The organism is Streptomyces neyagawaensis (assembly GCF_023516595.1).
Taxonomy (GTDB): domain Bacteria; phylum Actinomycetota; class Actinomycetes; order Streptomycetales; family Streptomycetaceae; genus Streptomyces; species Streptomyces neyagawaensis.
Window position 1 is genome coordinate 1 of sequence record NZ_JAMGBG010000059.1, and the last position, 16,933, is coordinate 16,933.

The following is a 16,933-nucleotide window of genomic DNA, read 5'->3' on the forward strand; positions in this document are numbered from 1 at the left end:
CAGGGGCGGGCCGCCGCACACGGCAGGGGCGGGCCGCCGCACACGGCAGGGGCGGGCCGCCGCACACGGCAGGGGCCCGGCGCCGAAGTGCGGCGCCGGGCCCCTGCCGTCGATGGCGGCGATCAACTGGCCCCGGAGGCAGGCTCCTTGACCTCACCACTCGGCTGCGCGGGGACCGCCTTGACGGTGCTCGGGGAAGCGCCGGGGTCGACGGCGGCGACCGAAGCGGCAGACGCCGCACTCGTGTTCTCCTCGCCCGCGGTGTCTTCCTCCACGAACTCGATCTCCCCGTCCAGCATCTTCTTCGCCCGTACGGTGTCCAGCGCGCCCTCCCACTTGGAGACGGCGAAGACGGCGACGCAGTTGCCGAGCAGGTTGGTGGCGACGCGCATCGAGTCCATGATCCGGTCGACGCCCAGGAGCAGCGCGACGGCACCGGCGGGGATCGCCCCGAGCGAGGCGGCGGTGGCCGACAGGGCGAGGAAAGCCGAACCGGGGATGCCGGCCATACCCTTGCTGGTCAGCATGAGGACGAGGACGACGGTGACCTGCTGGCCGAGGCTGAGGTCCACCCCCACGGCCTGCGCGATGAACAGCGTGCCGATGGAGAGGTAGATGGACGCGCCGTCGAGGTTGAACGAGTACCCGGTGGGCAGCACCAGCCCCACCGCGTCGTCCCGCGCACCCGCCTGCCGCAGCTTCTGCATCATGCGCGGCATGACGCTCTCACTGGAGGCCGTGCCCAGCGCGAGCAGCATCTCGGCACGGGTGTAGCGGACGAACTTCCACAGGCTCAGCCCGGTCATCAGCTTCAGCGCGACACCGAGCAGCACGAGGAAGACAGCGGCGACGGCGTAGCAGAGGATGATCAGCTTGGCGTAGGTCTTCATCACGCCGAGGCCGTACTCCCCCACGAGGTGGACCATCGCGCCGAACACGGCGAGCGGGGCCAGCCTCATGACGAAGCCGACGATCGCGAAGATGACCTCCTGGGCCTGCTCGATGGCGGGCAGGATCTTCGGCACCTTGGTGTGGCCGAGGTGCAGCAGCGCAGCGCCGGTGAGGCAGGCGAGCACGAGCACCTGGAGCAGCGCGTTCTCGGCGAACGCGCCGATCGCGCTCTGCGGCAGCGCGTTCAGGATGAACTCGCCCGTCGTCGGCAGTTCGCCGCCCGCCGTCTTGGCGTCCACCGCCGATGTGTCGAGCTTCGAGGGGTCGACGTTCATGCCCACGCCGGGGCCGAAGACGTTGGCGGCGATCAGACCGATGAGCAGCGCGGCCGTGGACGCGACCTCGAACCAGATCAGCGCCTTGAGCCCGATCCGCCCGAAGGCCTTGAGATTGCCGGCCTTGGCGATGCCGACGACGACCACGCAGAACACCAGCGGCGAGATGACGGTCTTGATGAGCCGGATGAAACCGTCGCCGAGCGGCTGGAAGGTCGTGGCCGTGTCCGGCCACAACCTCCCGACAACGATGCCGAGCACCAGCGCGACAGCGACTTGGGCGAACAGTGAGGTACGCAGCATGCGTGCGACGCGTCGCGGCAGGGACGGTACGGACTGCGGCACGGGCACTCCTCCGATGGGACTTCTGTTATGCGGAAAAGCATTTCCGCGCTGATCACTATCGGGGAGTCGCCGCTCACGGGGAAGACCGCCGCGTTTCCGCGAGGTAAATCATCGAACAGACGTCACATCACACGCTTTTGGTGTCAGCAGGCCATTCGGTCCTCCGTCAGCACTCCCTGTACCGAGACCAGCGAACGGTCGTAGCAACCGCCCGTTCCGTACAGGCGGTAGCGCTCCCTGGTCGTACCGACGGCATGCCGCTGGTCACGCGGCACGAACGCCGTGTACGTGGCGTCACCCGTGTAGGTGTCGTCGAGCCGGGACCACGCGGTGCGCCGACCGCCGTACGTCTCGGTGACCGTCGCCCGGTCGCCGAGCGTGAGCACCGTCCGCAGCCGGTCGCCCGCGCCGAGCGTCGTCGTGCCGTCCATCGTGTACGACCGCTGGGTGCGGGTGGTTCGGGTCGGGCCGCGCCCATCGACGGTGACCGTCTCGTCGTCGCTCCAGCGCGCATCGAGGGCGTCGGGGTTCTCGCCGTCCGACCAGGTGTGCACGGAGGTGTTGGCGAGGCTCCGGCGCACGGTGGTCGTCACCCTGCCGTGCGAGGTGTCGACATGTCCGGTGACCGTCAGCCGGTGGCTCCCCTCGGTGTCGAGCCGGTGCTCCGTACCGGGTGTGTACGTGGATGCATTGGCGAGGTCACCCGCCCTCACCTTCGTCAAAGCACCGGTGACGTGTGCGCTCTTCTCGTCCTGCCAGACGAGCACGTTGACGGGGGTGCTCCAGCCGCTCTGCCCCTCGGGTACGCCGACGACGGAGACCTCGACCCGGTGCGGGCGCCCGTCGTTGAGGAGGCCGGCGAAGGGGGTGAGGTCGTAGCGGATGGGCTGGATGTCGAAGGCCCGGGGGCCAGGGATCACGTACCAGAGGAAGGGGTTGGACCAGCCACCGGTCCACACCGTCGGGAACGGCGCGGCGATCCCGGCCAGTTGCTCGTCAACCTTGATCTGCACCTCGCGGTACGGCCCGTCGTGAGCCTTGCAGGAGTACGGCGCCGTCTCGGGCACCGTCAGATACCAGTACTCCTCGCAGCCGCCGCCGGAGCCGGTGGCGTACACCTCGGCGACGACGCGTTCGCTGTTGCGCGGAGTGACGAGGGTGTTGCCGTCCCCGAGGGTGAGGACGCGGTCGGGGACGACCGCGGCGGCCTTCGCCATGGGCCTGCCCGCGTAGAACGTCAGCGTCACCTTGACGTCGAGGACGCCGGTGTAGGTGTCGTCGACGACATTGCCGATGAGCATCTCCACGGGCTGCGCCGCCCGCAGGGTGTCGCTGTAGCGGGTGACGTCCTTCTCGACGGACCACGCGATGCCGTCGGGCGAGGGCTGCGGGGTGGAGGTACGGAAGACCTCGACGCCGCCGATGTGGAGATAGCCGAGACGGTCGTACTGGCGGCCCTTGACCTTGCCGTCGAGGCGCAGGACGACCTTGCTCCAGCGCTTCCCGCACTCGGCCGGGGGCGCGTAGGTGCCCTTGTAGGGCGTGAAGTCCCTGAACTGCGCCTCGGCGAGCGTCACTTCGCAGGACTTCACGCCCTCGGGCCTGATGACGGGCGGGGCGGCGGTGACGGGGTCGTGCCAGTCACTGCCGAACTCGGCCGGGGCGTCGACCGCGGTGTCGGCGGTGGCGGCGGCCGTCGCGGCCACCGTGGCATCGACCGTCGCGGTGGCCGGCGCGGTGGCCGATGCGGTGGCCGATCGGGCCGGGGCGGCCCCCAGGAGAGTGCTCGCCAGGACGGTCGCCCCGGTGAGCATGGACATGATGATCTGGTTTCTCATGGCCGGAGTTCTACGGGCAGTGGACGCCGCGCACAATGACACCCCAGGCCACATGAGTGGCCGGAGACACCTCCTGGATCCGTGGCCGAGACCTCCTGGATATCAGGCCTTCAGCGCCGCCTTGTCCCCCATCACGATCACCGGGTGCGCGGCCGGATCGAGGGTGCGCAGCAGGTACTCCATCCCCGACTTGGACAGGCTGACGCAGGCCGACGTTCCGCTGCCGTGGTCCATGTGCAGCCAGATGCTGCCGCCCTTCGACTGGCCCTCGGGACGCGTCGGGTCGATCGGCGAGGTGCCCTTGACGCGGTTGTAGTCGATGGCGATGACGTAGTCGAAGTCGTTCCAGTGCGACTTCGCCCAGTAGTGCGGCGCCTGGAACGACGGCGACTGGCTGTACGGCAGCTTCGCCCCCGGATCGGCGAGGACGCCGCCCGCGTCACTGAGCGTGAACACGCCCACGGGGCTGCGCTTGTCACCCTCGTGGTGGTCGGCCGTCCAGCCCTTCTTGCCGTTGTGACCCAGCCAGGTCCTGGTCTCCTTCCAGGCGGTACCGCTCTTCGTGTACAGGACGATCTTGGAGTCGGCGTCGTTCACGCCCTCTCCGTAGACGGCCACGACCTGACGGGAGTCGGCGGGGATCCGCTTCTGAAGGCGGTCACCGACGTCGGGGATACGGGTCGGATCGGCCTTGCGCGCCTCGGAATGCCCGGCCCTGTCACCCGAGTGCGTGTCGCCCTTGCCCGCCCTGCCCGTCTCGTCCGAACCGCCGCACGCCGCAAGCGACACCACCAGCACCCCGCAGACCACCATCGCCGCCCCGGCTCGCCTCACGCCCTCGACCCCGCTCGCACCGCCGACCGCCCCACACCTCGTACCGCCTATTCGCATGCGCTCCATCGTCGCACCGCGCGCCTGCTCTCCGCGTCCACCGCCCCCGCGCGCCCGGCGTCACAAGGACGATGCAGGCCGAAACTTTGCCCGGCGACGGAAAACCGTTTGCCTCCGACCATGCGGTGACGCGAACCTTTCACGGCCGGTCGCCGGGCCTCGTCGCCCCTTTTGCACCCTTATCCCCCCTCCTCTGACACGACCCACAGGGACGTCATGCAGATTCAAGACCTTCCGTTCCAAGACCCCGGCGTGCCGGACGCACGCTCGGGTCCCCGATTCCTGTGGTGGCTGGGCCGCAACCAGCTCGGCGGACAGTTCAAGGCGCTGGCGTGGGGACTGCTGCACTTCACCTCCGTGGCCGGACTGCCGTTCTGTGTCGGGGTCGCCATCGAGGCCGTGGTCGCCCGCTCCGGCACCCGACTCGCCCTCGCGGGCGCGCTGCTGGCGCTGTGCGGCTTCACCATCGCGCTCGGCGACACCTTCCTGCATCGCACCGCGGTCACCAACTGGATCACCGCCGCAGCCCGCGTCCAGCAACTCCTGTCCCGCAAGGCGGCGCAGCTCGGCTCCGCGCTGACTCGCCGGGTGGCGGCCGGCGAGGTCATCGCCGTCTCCACCGGTGATGTCGAGAAGATCGGCTGGTTCGTCGAGGCCGTCTCCCGCTTCACCGCGGCGGCGCTCACGGTGGTGCTGGTCTGTGTCGCCCTGGTGGTCTACCAGCCCGCGCTAGGCATCGTCGTCGCCATCGGCGTGCCCGTGCTCGCCCTCGCCGTGCTGCCGCTGCTGCCCCGCGCGACCCGGCGCGCCGACGAACAGCGCGAGAAGGCCGGACGCGCCACCGAACTGGCCTCGGACACCGTCGCGGGCCTGCGCGTGCTGCGCGGCATCGGCGGCGAGGACCTGTTCCTCGACCGCTACCGCCGCGCCTCCCAGGAGGTCCGCCACGCCGCCGTCCGCAGCGCGCGTATGTGGGCCCTGATCTCCGCCATCCAGGTCCTGCTGCCGGGAGTGCTGATGATCGCGGTCGTCTGGTACGGCGTCGGTCTCGCCCGCGACGGCCGGATCACCGTCGGCGAACTCGTCACCGTGTACAGCGCGGTGATGCTGCTGGGATACCCCCTCAGGCACTTCGAGGAGATCGCGATGGCGTACTCCTTCTCCCGCCCCTCCGCGAAACGGGCCGCCCGAGTGCTGTCCTTGGAACGGGCCACCGCCACCGAGGGGTCACGCGAGGCCGCCGTGCCGTCCGGGGACCTGTACGACCCGGCGACCGGACTGCTCGCCCCCTCCGGCTGTCTCACCGCCGTGGTGTGCGGCGACCCGGACGCCGCCGGGCGGCTCGCGGAACGGCTCGGCGGGCACGCCCCGGAGGGGGGCATGTCGGTACTCCTGGCCGGTGTTCCCCTCGACGAACTGCCGCTCGACTCCGCCCGCACGGCCGTCCTGGTCCAGGACAAGGACCCGGTGCTGCTCTCCGGCACCCTCCGCGAGCTGCTCGACGTACCGGCCTCCGGCGGCGTCATCGCCGAGGAGGCACTGGCCGCCGCCCAGTGCGGTGACGTGCTGGAGGCCCTGGCGCAGGGCTCGTTGGACGCCGAGGACCCACTGGACGCACGCATCACCGAACGCGGCCGGTCCCTGTCCGGTGGCCAGCGCCAACGGCTGGCCCTGGCCCGCTCCCTGATCACCGACCCGGAGGTCCTGGTCCTCGACGAGCCGACCTCCGCCGTCGACTCCCACACCGAGGCGAGGATCGCGGACGGCATCCGGTCCCTCCGCGCCGACCGCACGACGGTCGTTTTCACCTCCTCCCCGCTCCTCCTCGACCTCGCCGAACGCGTGGTCCTGGTGCACGAGGGCGACGTCGCCGCGGTGGGCGTGCACCGCGAACTCGTGCGCAAGGAGCCGCGATACAGGGCCGTCGTCACCCGCGAGACGGACGAGGAGACCGCTTCGGACGCCCTGTGGAAGGACGGCGCCGTCCCGCGCGAGGACACCGTGCCGAAGGACCGCAGGACCGCGCTCAGCGATGTGCTGGACGAACTGGAAGAAATCGAGGAGACCGCATGATCGGCGTGGCGCCACCGACGTACGACCCGGCCGCCCCGACGACGGCGAACACCCTGCCCGTCGGCGCCCCCGCGACCGTCCGCGCCTACGTGGCCGAACTGTTCCGCCGCCACCGCCGGGCCTTCGCCCTGCTCATCACCGTCAACACCATCGCCGTCGTGGCCTCGATGGCGGGCCCCTACCTGCTGGGCGAGCTCGTCGAACGGGTCTCCGACGGGGCTCGCGAACTCCATCTGGAGCTGACCGCCGGCGTGTTCGTCGTCGCCCTCGTCGTCCAGGCGGTGTTCGTACGGGAGGTACGGCTGCGCGGAGCCATGCTGGGTGAACGGATGCTGGCCGATCTGCGCGAGGACTTCCTCGTCCGGTCGGTCGGCCTGCCGCCGGGGGTCCTGGAGCGGGCCGGAACGGGTGACCTGCTGTCCCGGATCACCACCGACATCGACCGCCTCGCCAACGCGATGCGCGAGGCCGTGCCGCAGCTGGCGATCGGCGTGGTCTGGGTGGCCCTCCTCCTCGGCGGGCTCGCCGTGACGGCCCCGCCGCTGGCGCTCGCCGTCCTGCTGGCCCTGCCCCTGTTGGTGGCGGGCTGCCGCTGGTACTTCAAACGGGCGCCCTCCGCCTACCGCTCCGAGTCCGCCGGGTACGCGGCCGTCGCCGCCGTCCTCGCGGAGACCGTCGACGCCGGACGCACCGTCGAGGCCCACCGCCTGGGCGCTCGCCGCATCGAGCTGTCCAACCAGCGCATCCGTGAGTGGACCGCATGGGAGCGGTACACCCTCTGGCTGCGCTCGGTGCTCTTCCCGGTCATCAACTTCACCCACACCATGGTCCTCGGCGCGGTGCTGATCGTCGGCGGTGCGTTCGTGCTCCAGGGCTGGATCGGGCTGGGCCAGCTGACGACGGGCGCCCTCATCGCCCAGATGCTCGTCGAGCCGGTGAACCTCATCCTGCGCTGGTACGACGAGCTGCAGGTCGCCGAGGTGTCGCTGGCCCGGCTGGTCGGCGTCCGGGACATCGAACCGGGCGCGGGCGACCCGGACGTGGCCCCCGACGGACGCCACGTCCACGCCCAACAGGTGCGCTTCGGGTACCGCGAGGGTGTCGACGTGCTGCGCAAGGTGTCCCTGGAGGTCGCGCCCGGCACCCGGCTGGCCCTCGTCGGCCCGTCCGGGGCGGGCAAGTCCACCCTGGGCAGGCTCCTCGCCGGCATCTACGCGCCCCGCGACGGACGGATCACCCTCGGCGGTGCCGAGCTGTCCCGGATGCCCGCCGAGGACGTCCGCTCCCATGTGGCCCTCGTCAACCAGGAGCACCACGTCTTCGTCGGCTCCCTGCGCGACAACCTGCGGCTCGCCCGCACCCACGCCGAGGACGCCGAGCTGTGGGCGGCGCTCGGCGCGGTCGACGCCGATTCCTGGGCGCGGGCGCTCGACGACGGTCTGGACACCGAGGTCGGCTCGGGCGGGTTCACGCTCACCCCGGCGCAGGCCCAGCAGATCGCGCTGGCCCGGCTCGTCCTCGCCGACCCGCACACCCTGGTCCTGGACGAGGCGACCTCGCTCCTCGACCCGCGTGCGGCCCGGCATCTGGAACGCTCCCTCGCCCGCGTCCTCGACGGCCGTACCGTCGTCGCCATCGCCCACCGTCTGCACACCGCCCACGACGCCGACGTCATCGCCGTCGTCGAGAACGGCCGCATCAGCGAGCTGGGCAGCCATGACCAGCTCGTCGCGGCGAACGGCGCGTACGCGGCACTGTGGCGGTCCTGGCACGGCTGAGCCGGTTCCTGACCGGCTCCGGGGGCCGCCGCCTCCGAGCCGGTCCTCACCGACAGCGCCGCCCGTCGAGCCGCCCGTCGATCGGCCGCGCTCTGTCGGCTGTCGCGCACGCCCTGTCGCGGGCCGGCGGGTGTTTCGCCGAATCGCCACCGGCTCGCGGGCCACGGCCGCCTTCTCCACGCCGTCCCCGGTCGGGACCGTCGGGGGCGGTGCGGGCGAGGGCGCCGGGGGCGGTGCGGGCGACGCCTCCGAGGGCAGTAAGGGCGACGGCCCCGAAGGCCGTGCGGGCGACGGCGCCGGTGACGCCGCACGGTCGCCGCACCGGCACGACGCGGGCCGCGCGGCCGAGGCCGGGAGCCCGCTCGCTTCGGGGGCCTGTCCCCTGACGTTGCGTGGTGCCGACGGCGAGTGGAACTCTGGTGGTGGGCACTGATTCGGGGGACGCCCGTGAACCGCCCGGTTCGCGGGGGTCGGACCGTCGCCCAGGGGTTCGCACGCCCACCGTCGCCGCACGGTGGCACCGGGCCCGTCCCACCACTGGAGGTACCCGTGGACAGAGCCGGCGGATGGGGAGACGACGTCTACCAGCCGGATGGATCGGAGATCCAGGACGACGCCGGGCTGCTGGACGCCGAGGACACCCTGGTCGCCGACGGTGTGGACGACCCGCTCGACCGGGGCTGGTCGCCACCGGAGCGACCATGGGCGGTGGAGCACACCGGTGTGACCGCCGCGGAGCGGCTGCGCGGCGAAACCCTGGAGCAGCGGCTCGCGGAGGAGCTGCCGGACGTCACCTCGGTCGACGGGGACGGCATCGGCGATGCCCAGGACACCGACGGTGAGCCTCTGGACAACGAGGTGGGAGGACTTCGCTCGGGCCGTCTCGTCGCCCCCGACGAGGGTGCGCACGAGGACGAGGAGAGCGGGCTGATCGCCACCGACGTGGGCATCGACGGCGCGGCTGCCTCCGCCGAGGAGGCCGCGATGCACATCGTGGACGAGGACTCGTTGTAGGGCTGCCCCCGCCCGGCCGCCCGCCCGCGCTGTCAGATGACGTTCAGGGCTGCGGCCGCTCCCACACCCCCGAGCACCATGAACACCGGCATGAGCACCCTCAGCTCCACCCAGCTGCCGGCCCGGAACCGCATCGCCTTGGGCGGGCCGATCGGGTACCAGCGCTTGCGGCCCACCGGTATCGGCCACAGGATCGGGCAGCCCGAGACGGTCAGCGAATCGCCGATGTCGTGCACCAGCGCGCCCAGCAGGATCGGCAGACCGAGCCACAGGTACTCCTGGCCCGGCTCCGTGAACAGCCAGTCCGCCCCGTTGCCCGGCTTGTCCAGGACACCGGCGATGATCCAGGCGCTGGTCGCCGCCAGCAGCCACACCAGCACGTCGCTGCTCGATCCGCGGGCCGCCCGCCACAGCAGTCCTTCGATCGCCAGCACCATGTGCACGAACAGGATCGCCAGCACCGCCCAACGGCCACCCAAGATCGCCATGGCGGAGGCTCCCGCGCCGAGCAGCACCGCCCACAGCCAGGTGTGGGTGAGCGTGCGGTGCCCGCCTGAGCGGCGTGGGTCGCCCTGCTTCTTCGTCGCCTTGTAGACGGCGTAAGAGAGCTTGTCGACGATCTCGCACACCCAGCGGGACAGCGGGCCGAAGGAGCGGGAGATCGTCGCCGCCTTGTGGTCCAGGTCCGGGGCGAGCGCGGCGCCCGCACAGATCAGCGCACCGGCCAGGAGGACCGGCCAGGGCATGGTGTGCCCGGTCGCGGCTGCTGCCGCCCCTACGCCGAGCCAGGCCGCGGCCCCGGACAGTGAGTGTGCTGGTCCCATCATGGCCGTGCCCCGCCCCATTCCTTCTGTGCCGCTGTCCAGTTGCCCCGGGCCGCTGTCCAGTTGTCCACGTGCGTCGACGCTCCGTCGGCGCCACAGCGTAGCGTTCGCGATCTTCGGCCGGGTATCCGATTCCCGCCTTGAGGGCGCGGGCAGGCAAGATGGGGGCGTGACCCTCATCGATCAGCTGCCGCGGACCGCCGACCCCGACGCCCTCTACGAAGCCTTCGAGTCGTGGGCCGTGGAACGCGGTCTCACCCTCTACCCCCATCAGGAGGAGGCGCTCATCGAGGTGGTCTCCGGCGCGAACGTGATCGTGTCGACGCCCACCGGCTCCGGCAAGAGCATGATCGCGGCAGGCGCGCACTTCGCCGCCCTCGCCCGTGACGAGGTCACCTTCTACACCGCCCCGATCAAGGCGCTGGTCTCGGAGAAGTTCTTCGAGCTGTGCAAGATCTTCGGTACCGAGAACGTCGGCATGCTCACCGGCGACGCGTCCGTGAACGCCGACGCCCCGGTCATCTGCTGCACCGCCGAGGTCCTGGCGTCCATCGCGCTGCGCGACGGCAAGGACGCCGACGTCGGCCAGGTCGTCATGGACGAGTTCCACTTCTACGCCGAGGCCGACCGCGGCTGGGCCTGGCAGATCCCCATCCTGGAGCTGCCGCAGGCCCAGTTCATCCTGATGTCGGCGACCCTCGGCGACGTCTCGATGTTCGAGAAGGACCTCACCCGGCGCACCGGCCGCCCCACCTCCGTGGTCCGCTCGGCCACCCGCCCCGTGCCGCTGTCGTACGAATACGTCCTGACGCCGCTGACGGAAACGCTCACGGAGCTGCTCGCCACCAAGCAGGCGCCCGTCTACATCGTGCACTTCACGCAGGCGCAGGCCGTGGAGCGGGCGCAGGCGCTGATGAGCATCAACATGTGCACGCGGGAGGAGAAGGACCGGATCGCCGAGCTGATCGGCAACTTCCGGTTCACCACCAAGTTCGGCCGCAATCTCTCCCGTTACGTCCGGCACGGTATCGGTGTCCACCATGCCGGGATGCTGCCCAAGTACCGGCGTCTGGTGGAGAAGCTGGCCCAGGCCGGTCTCCTGAAGGTCATCTGCGGCACTGACACGCTCGGCGTCGGCGTCAACGTCCCCATCCGCACGGTGCTGTTCACCGCGCTGACCAAGTACGACGGCAGCCGGGTGCGAACGCTGCGCGCCCGTGAGTTCCACCAGATCGCGGGGCGCGCCGGGCGGGCGGGCTTCGACACCGCCGGGTTCGTGGTGGCTCAGGCGCCCGAGCACGTCATCGAGAACGAGAAGGCGCTCGCGAAGGCGGGCGACGATCCCAAGAAGCGCCGCAAGGTGGTCCGCAAGAAGGCACCCGAGGGGTTCGTCGGCTGGACGGAGAACACCTTCGAGAAGCTCATCGCCTCCGACCCGGAGCCGCTCACGTCCCGTTTCCGGGTGACGCACACGATGCTGCTGTCGGTGATCGCCCGGCCCGGCAACGCGTTCGAGGCGATGCGACGGCTGCTGGAGGACAACCACGAGCCGCGCAAGCAGCAGCTGCGCCACATCCGGCGGGCGATCGCCATCTACCGTTCGCTGCTCGACGGCGGCATCGTCGAGAAGCTGGACGAGCCGGACGCCGAGGGCCGCATCGTCCGTCTGACGGTCGATCTGCAGCAGGACTTCGCGCTCAACCAGCCGCTTTCCACGTTCGCGCTGGCCGCGTTCGAACTGCTCGACCCGGAGTCGCCGTCGTACGCCCTGGACATGGTCTCCGTGGTGGAGTCGACGCTCGACGACCCGCGGCAGATCCTCGTGGCCCAGCAGAACAAGGCGCGCGGTGAGGCCGTGGCGGCGATGAAGGCGGACGGCGTCGAGTACGAGGAGCGCATGGAACGGCTCCAGGACGTCACCTACCCCAAGCCGCTGGAGGAGTTGCTCTTCCACGCGTACAACACGTACCGCAAGAGCCACCCGTGGGTCGGCGACCACCCGCTGTCCCCGAAGTCGGTGATCCGGGACATGTACGAACGGGCGCTCTCCTTCACCGAGTTGGTGTCCTACTACGAGCTGGCCCGCACCGAGGGCATCGTGCTGCGCTACCTCGCCGGCGCCTACAAGACCCTCGATCACACCGTCCCCGACGATCTGAAGTCGGACGACCTGGAGGACCTGATCGCCTGGCTCGGCGAGATGGTCCGCCAGGTCGACTCCAGCCTCCTCGACGAGTGGGAGCAGCTCGCCAACCCCGCGGAGATGACCGCCGAGGAGGCCCAGGAGAAGGCCGACCAGGTCAAGCCGGTCACCTCCAACGCGCGTGCCTTCCGCGTCCTCGTCCGCAACGCCATGTTCCGGCGTGTCGAGCTGGCCGCCCTCGACCAGGTCGACGAGCTGGGCGAGTTGGACGCCGAGTCCGGCTGGGACGCCGATCGGTGGGGTGAGGCGATGGACAAGTACTGGGACGAGTACGACGAGCTCGGCACCGGTCCCGATGCCCGCGGTCCTCGCCTGCTGATGATCGAGGAGGAGCCGCAGAACGGGCTGTGGCGCGTCCGTCAGACCTTCGCCGACCCGAACGGCGATCATGACTGGGGCATCAGCGCGGAGATCGACCTTGCGGCCTCCGACGCCGAGGGTCGCGCCGTCGTCCGGGTCACCGACGTCGGTCAACTGTGAGCACTGGAGAGTCCGGCAGATGACGACCAACCCCGCCGAGCGGCTCGTCGACCTCCTCGACCTGGAGCAGATCGAGGTCAACATCTTCCGCGGGCGCAGCCCGCAGGAGTCCTTGCAGCGGGTCTTCGGTGGCCAGGTGGCCGGCCAGGCGCTGGTCGCCGCCGGACGCACCACCGAGGGCGACCGGCCCGTGCATTCGCTGCACGCGTACTTCCTCCGCCCGGGGCGTCCGGGGGTGCCGATCGTGTACCAGGTCGAGCGGGTCCGCGACGGGCGGTCGTTCACCACGCGTCGGGTCACCGCCGTGCAGCAGGGCCGCACGATCTTCAATCTGACCGCCTCCTTTCACAAGCCTGAAGAGGGGAGCTTCGAGCACCAGCTGCCGCCGGCCCGCGAGGTGCCGGACCCGGAGTCGCTGCCGACGCTGACGCAGGAGATCACCGATCATCTGGGCGTGCTGCCCGAGCAGTTGCAGCGCATGGCGCGGCGTCAGCCTTTCGACATCCGTTATGTGGACCGGCTGCGCTGGACCCCCGAGGAGGTCGAGCACGCGGAGCCGCGCAGCGCGGTGTGGATGCGGGCCGTGGGCCCCTTGGGGGACGATCCGCTCGTCCACACCTGCGCGCTGACGTACGCCAGCGACATGACCCTGTTGGATGCCGTCCGCCTTCCCGTCGAGCCGTTGTGGGGACCGCGTGGCTTCGACATGGCGTCGCTGGACCACGCCATGTGGTTCCACCGGCCGTTCCGTGCGGACGAGTGGTTCTTGTACGACCAGGAGTCGCCGATCGCGGTGGGCGGACGTGGTCTGGCCCGTGGTCGCATCTACGACCTGGAGGGGCGTCTGCTCGTGTCGGTCGTCCAGGAGGGACTGTTCCGCAAGCTCGGTTCCTGAAGCGTCCGTCGGTCGGCGCCCGCGGTCGGTCGCATCGCGTCCGGTCGACGGATCAGGGGTGTCTGCGCGTCAGCCAGCCGAGCAGGCCGTGGCGCTTCTCGGATGCCGGACCCGGCGTCTCGGGGCGGTTCGTGGGACGCCTGACGTTCCTCGCCGGGCGCGGGGCCGGTTCCTTCCTGCGGGGCCTCGGCGCGAGGCGGTGAGCGCGGGCCTCGACGAGAGCCTGCCGGAGGTCCGCCCGGAGCCACTCGATCTCGTCGGGGTCGTCCGCCGTCATGATCGTGGCGGTGATCCGGGCGGCGGGTGAGTCGGCCGGCCCCTGGTCGGTCCGTGCGGGCCGGTGGCGGTTGAGATGGGCGCGCTCGTAGGGATCCCGGACGATCTCCGCGAGATGAACGGGATCGAGGAGGCAGGCCGGCGCGGCGGCGCGGGCCCAGGGGTCTTCGGCCTGCCGGAGCAGGAACCCCAGATGTCGTCCTCGCCAGTTCCTGGGCCGCAGGTCGAGGCCGTCGTCCAGTTGGGTCCTCAGCTCCTGGGGGAGGCGCCCCGTCAGCCAGGGGGCGTTGTTCTCGTCGGCGGCGAACCGCCGTACTTCTTCCGCCAGATAGAGCCAGACGACGGCACGGTAGCGGTTCAGATAGAACTTCACCGGTGTGACGAGTCCCAGCCGTGCGAGGCGCACGAAACGCGTCGGCGCCACCTCCAGGATCGCTGCGGCGTCCTTGGAGCCGACGGCTTCGACCCGTGCGCGCAGCGTCTGGGGGAAGCCCTCCTCGGCGCGGAGCCGGTCGATCTCGCTGCGGGCGACTCGGCGTCCTCCGCCTCCCTCGTCGGGGACGGTTCGTACGCATCCGAGGTGCACGGCGAGGTCGAGTTCGCTTCGTTTCAGGCTCAGTTCACGTGCGGCGCGGCCCTGGGTGAGGGGCCGGTCTGCCGCCCCGGCCGCTGCTTCGGCCGCGGTCGCCGCGGTGGGTGTGGCAGGTCGCGTGATGGTGTTGCCGGACATGGTGGTTCTCCCCCGTGTGGTGTCGCCGCGACGCCGGTGCGCGTCGCCTCGGGAAAACCGTAGCCCGTTCTCGGAAAGTCGTGGCGGGCCTGTGGATAACTTGCATCCGACGGCCGAACCCGCAGGTCAGAGGTCCCTTCCGGCGGAGGGTTCGGGCTGTCGGGCGTCCACGCCGAGGTGTTCGCCGACCCGGTTCACCATCAGGGTCATCTCATAGGCGATCTGGCCGATGTCCGCTTCCGCGGCACTGAGCACGCACAGGCAACTACCCGCGCCGGCCGCGGTGACGAAGAGCATGGCGTCGTCGAACTCGATCATCGTCTGCCGTACGTCACCGGCGCCGAAGTGGCGTCCCGAGCCCTTGGCGAGGCTGTGCAGCCCCGATGAGACCGCGGCGAGGTGCTCGGCGTCCTCACGCCTCAGCCCGGTACTGGCCGCGGTGACCAATCCGTCGCTGGACAGCACCAGTGCGTGCCGTACGGGTTCCAGGCGCTCGGTCAAGTCGTCCAGCAACCAACCGAGTCCCGCGTTCTGCGGCATTTGTCCTACTCCCCGTTTTCGTCGTTCCCCCTGGCGAGGAGGACCCGACGGTTCAGCCTTCCCCACTGCTGCCGCAGGAGCAAGCAGGATGGGGACATGGCAAAGAAGATGACCGACAAGGAATGGCGGGCCTTCGTCTCGCACGGAACTCGCACCGGAAAACTGGCGACCTCCCGTGCCGACGGACGCCCTCACGTCACGCCCATCTGGTTCTTGCTGCACGGTGACGAGTTGCTCTTCAACACCGGTAAGGAAAGTGTCAAGGGACGGAATCTGGCCAGGGACGGCCGCGTGGCGCTCTGTGTGGACTCCGATGTGCCGCCGTACGACTTCGTGGTGCTGGAAGGCCGGGCGGAACTCTCCGAGGACCTCGACGAGGTCCGGCACTGGGCCGCGCGCATAGGCGCCCGCTACATGGGCGAGGACCGGGCCGAGGAGTTCGGCGCTCGCAACGGCGTGCCGGGCGAGCTCCTCGTGCGGGTGCGCGTGGACAAGGTCCTCGCGTACTCCGCGGTCTCCGACTGAGCGCCGACCCGGTCTTCACCTGTCCGCACCGGGCCGATCGGGGTGCGTCAGCTCACCGAGTCGAGCAGCCGGGCGGTGTGCATCCGCCCGGCGTACTCGACGAGGCGTATCAGCACCTCCTTGCCGGAGGCGCGGTCCCGCGCGTCGCAGAGAACCACGGGAGTGCCTTGGTCGAGGTCGAGGGCGCGCGACACGTCGTCGGGGCCATAGGCGCCTGATCCGGAGAAGCAGTTGACGGCGACCACGAACGGGATGTGGCGGTGCTCGAAGAAGTCCACCGCAGGGAAGCAGTCCTGGAGTCGTCTCGTGTCCGCGAGGACGACCGCCCCCAACGCGCCCTGGGCCAACTCGTCCCACAGGAACCAGAACCTGTCCTGTCCCGGGGTGCCGAACAGATAGAGCGACAGGCCGGAACGGATGGTGATGCGGCCGAAGTCCATGGCCACCGTGGTGGTCACCTTCTGATCCACTCCGCCGGTGTCGTCGACCGACTGGCCGGCCTCGCTCAGGAGTTCCTCGGTGCGCAACGGCTTGATCTCGCTGACCGCCCCCACCAGGGTGGTCTTGCCCACCCCGAAACCACCGGCGACGAGGATCTTCAATGCCAGGGCGCCCGTGTCGCCGTCTGTCGTGTCGGAGTGCTCGGAGGCCATCGATCACTTCTCTCGGGAGTGCGGGGCAAGGTCGACATCGGTACTGCTGTGCGGAGCCAGCATCATGACAACTGCCGCTCCATAGTGGGGTGTTGGACCGGTTCTTCCTGGCATCGACCGACTCGTGCGCGTTCGATGCCCGGTTGGATGCACAAGTTCGTACGAGATCGACCCGCACCGCTGCCCACCCCTACCGTTCGTACTGTTGTTCACAACTACAGCGCCCTCAGTCCGGCGATCACCTCACGCAGGATGCGCTCGTCCGGCAGTTGCGCGGGCGGTACCGGCCGGCTGACCGTGACGTGGCGCAGTTCGAGGAGGTCACCGAGGAGTACGCGCACCACGCCGACCGGCAGGTCGGCTCCGGCGGCGAGTTCGGCGACCGACTGGGTCTCGGTCCGGCACAGTTCGATCAGCACGCGGTGTTCGGGACCGAGTGAGGTGTCCCCGTCGACGTCGGGTGCGCCGATGTGGAGGGACACCAGGGCGATCAGGTCGAAGCGGACCCCATTGGGGCCGGGTGCGGTGCGTCCGCCGGTCATCGCGTAGGGGCGGACGAGGGGTCCGGCCTCGTGGTCGTACCACTGGCTGCCCGGCGGCTCGTGGGGAGCGCTCGTGCTGTCCTCGGTCATGAGCACGGCT

At 70.3% G+C, this 16,933-nt stretch carries 14 protein-coding genes; 6 read left to right on the forward strand and 8 right to left on the reverse strand.

Going from position 1 to position 16,933, the window contains the following annotated elements; all coding sequences use genetic code 11:
- Positions 1 to 122: 122 nt before the first annotated feature.
- From M8J73_RS24980 to M8J73_RS24990, 3 genes are all read right to left on the reverse strand, one after another.
- Positions 123 to 1,571, reverse strand: a complete 1,449-nt coding sequence (locus M8J73_RS24980) for a cation:dicarboxylate symporter family transporter (RefSeq protein WP_055542226.1) — start codon at positions 1,569 to 1,571, stop codon at positions 123 to 125.
- Positions 1,572 to 1,714: 143 nt separating this feature from the next.
- Positions 1,715 to 3,409 (reverse strand): peptide-N4-asparagine amidase, encoded by a 1,695-nt coding sequence (locus tag M8J73_RS24985; RefSeq protein ID WP_055542227.1) that lies wholly within the window; start codon positions 3,407 to 3,409, stop codon positions 1,715 to 1,717.
- Positions 3,410 to 3,511: 102 nt separating this feature from the next.
- Complete coding sequence (locus M8J73_RS24990; protein WP_206188019.1) at positions 3,512 to 4,222, reverse strand: L,D-transpeptidase family protein; 711 nt, start codon at positions 4,220 to 4,222, stop codon at positions 3,512 to 3,514.
- 294 nt (positions 4,223 to 4,516) lie between these two features.
- Between M8J73_RS24990 and M8J73_RS24995 the strand changes: the two genes are divergently transcribed.
- From M8J73_RS24995 to M8J73_RS25005, 3 genes are all read left to right on the forward strand, one after another.
- Positions 4,517 to 6,373, forward strand: coding sequence for an ABC transporter transmembrane domain-containing protein (locus tag M8J73_RS24995; protein ID WP_055542228.1), 1,857 nt, complete (start codon positions 4,517 to 4,519; stop codon positions 6,371 to 6,373).
- Positions 6,370 to 8,151, forward strand: coding sequence for an ABC transporter ATP-binding protein (locus tag M8J73_RS25000; RefSeq protein ID WP_055542229.1), 1,782 nt, complete (start codon positions 6,370 to 6,372; stop codon positions 8,149 to 8,151). Before M8J73_RS24995 ends, M8J73_RS25000 begins: the two co-directional genes overlap by 4 nt.
- 549 nt (positions 8,152 to 8,700) lie before the next feature.
- On the forward strand, positions 8,701 to 9,165 hold the full coding sequence (locus tag M8J73_RS25005; protein ID WP_249829079.1) for a DUF5709 domain-containing protein: 465 nt from the start codon (positions 8,701 to 8,703) through the stop codon (positions 9,163 to 9,165).
- Between the two features lie 32 nt (positions 9,166 to 9,197).
- On the opposite strand, the gene M8J73_RS25010 is transcribed toward M8J73_RS25005, so the two are convergent.
- The gene (locus tag M8J73_RS25010) at positions 9,198 to 9,992 is read right to left on the reverse strand and encodes a metal-dependent hydrolase (RefSeq protein ID WP_055541719.1); all 795 of its coding nucleotides are present in this window, start codon (positions 9,990 to 9,992) and stop codon (positions 9,198 to 9,200) included.
- 166 nt (positions 9,993 to 10,158) lie between these two features.
- On the opposite strand from M8J73_RS25010, the gene M8J73_RS25015 reads away from it, so the two are divergent.
- Together M8J73_RS25015 and M8J73_RS25020 are read left to right on the forward strand one after the other, a co-directional pair.
- Positions 10,159 to 12,672, forward strand: coding sequence for a DEAD/DEAH box helicase (locus tag M8J73_RS25015; protein ID WP_055541718.1), 2,514 nt, complete (start codon positions 10,159 to 10,161; stop codon positions 12,670 to 12,672).
- 19 nt (positions 12,673 to 12,691) lie between these two features.
- Entirely contained in the window at positions 12,692 to 13,567 is an 876-nt protein-coding gene (locus M8J73_RS25020; RefSeq protein WP_055541717.1) for an acyl-CoA thioesterase, read from the forward strand.
- 52 nt (positions 13,568 to 13,619) lie between these two features.
- On the opposite strand, the gene M8J73_RS25025 is transcribed toward M8J73_RS25020, so the two are convergent.
- On the reverse strand, positions 13,620 to 14,573 hold the full coding sequence (locus M8J73_RS25025; RefSeq protein WP_055541716.1) for a DUF6397 family protein: 954 nt from the start codon (positions 14,571 to 14,573) through the stop codon (positions 13,620 to 13,622).
- A gap of 126 nt (positions 14,574 to 14,699) precedes the next feature.
- Positions 14,700 to 15,113 carry a roadblock/LC7 domain-containing protein gene (locus tag M8J73_RS25030; protein ID WP_055541715.1) on the reverse strand — a complete coding sequence of 138 codons (414 nt, stop codon included), beginning with the start codon at positions 15,111 to 15,113 and terminating at the stop codon, positions 14,700 to 14,702.
- A gap of 96 nt (positions 15,114 to 15,209) precedes the next feature.
- On the opposite strand from M8J73_RS25030, the gene M8J73_RS25035 reads away from it, so the two are divergent.
- Positions 15,210 to 15,638 carry a PPOX class F420-dependent oxidoreductase gene (locus M8J73_RS25035; RefSeq protein ID WP_055541714.1) on the forward strand — a complete coding sequence of 143 codons (429 nt, stop codon included), beginning with the start codon at positions 15,210 to 15,212 and terminating at the stop codon, positions 15,636 to 15,638.
- Positions 15,639 to 15,685: 47 nt separating this feature from the next.
- On the opposite strand, the gene M8J73_RS25040 is transcribed toward M8J73_RS25035, so the two are convergent.
- Together M8J73_RS25040 and M8J73_RS25045 are read right to left on the reverse strand one after the other, a co-directional pair.
- The gene (locus M8J73_RS25040) at positions 15,686 to 16,291 is read right to left on the reverse strand and encodes a GTP-binding protein (protein WP_055541713.1); all 606 of its coding nucleotides are present in this window, start codon (positions 16,289 to 16,291) and stop codon (positions 15,686 to 15,688) included.
- 215 nt (positions 16,292 to 16,506) lie between these two features.
- Positions 16,507 to 16,923 (reverse strand): DUF742 domain-containing protein, encoded by a 417-nt coding sequence (locus M8J73_RS25045; protein WP_055541712.1) that lies wholly within the window; start codon positions 16,921 to 16,923, stop codon positions 16,507 to 16,509.
- Positions 16,924 to 16,933 lie beyond the last annotated feature (10 nt).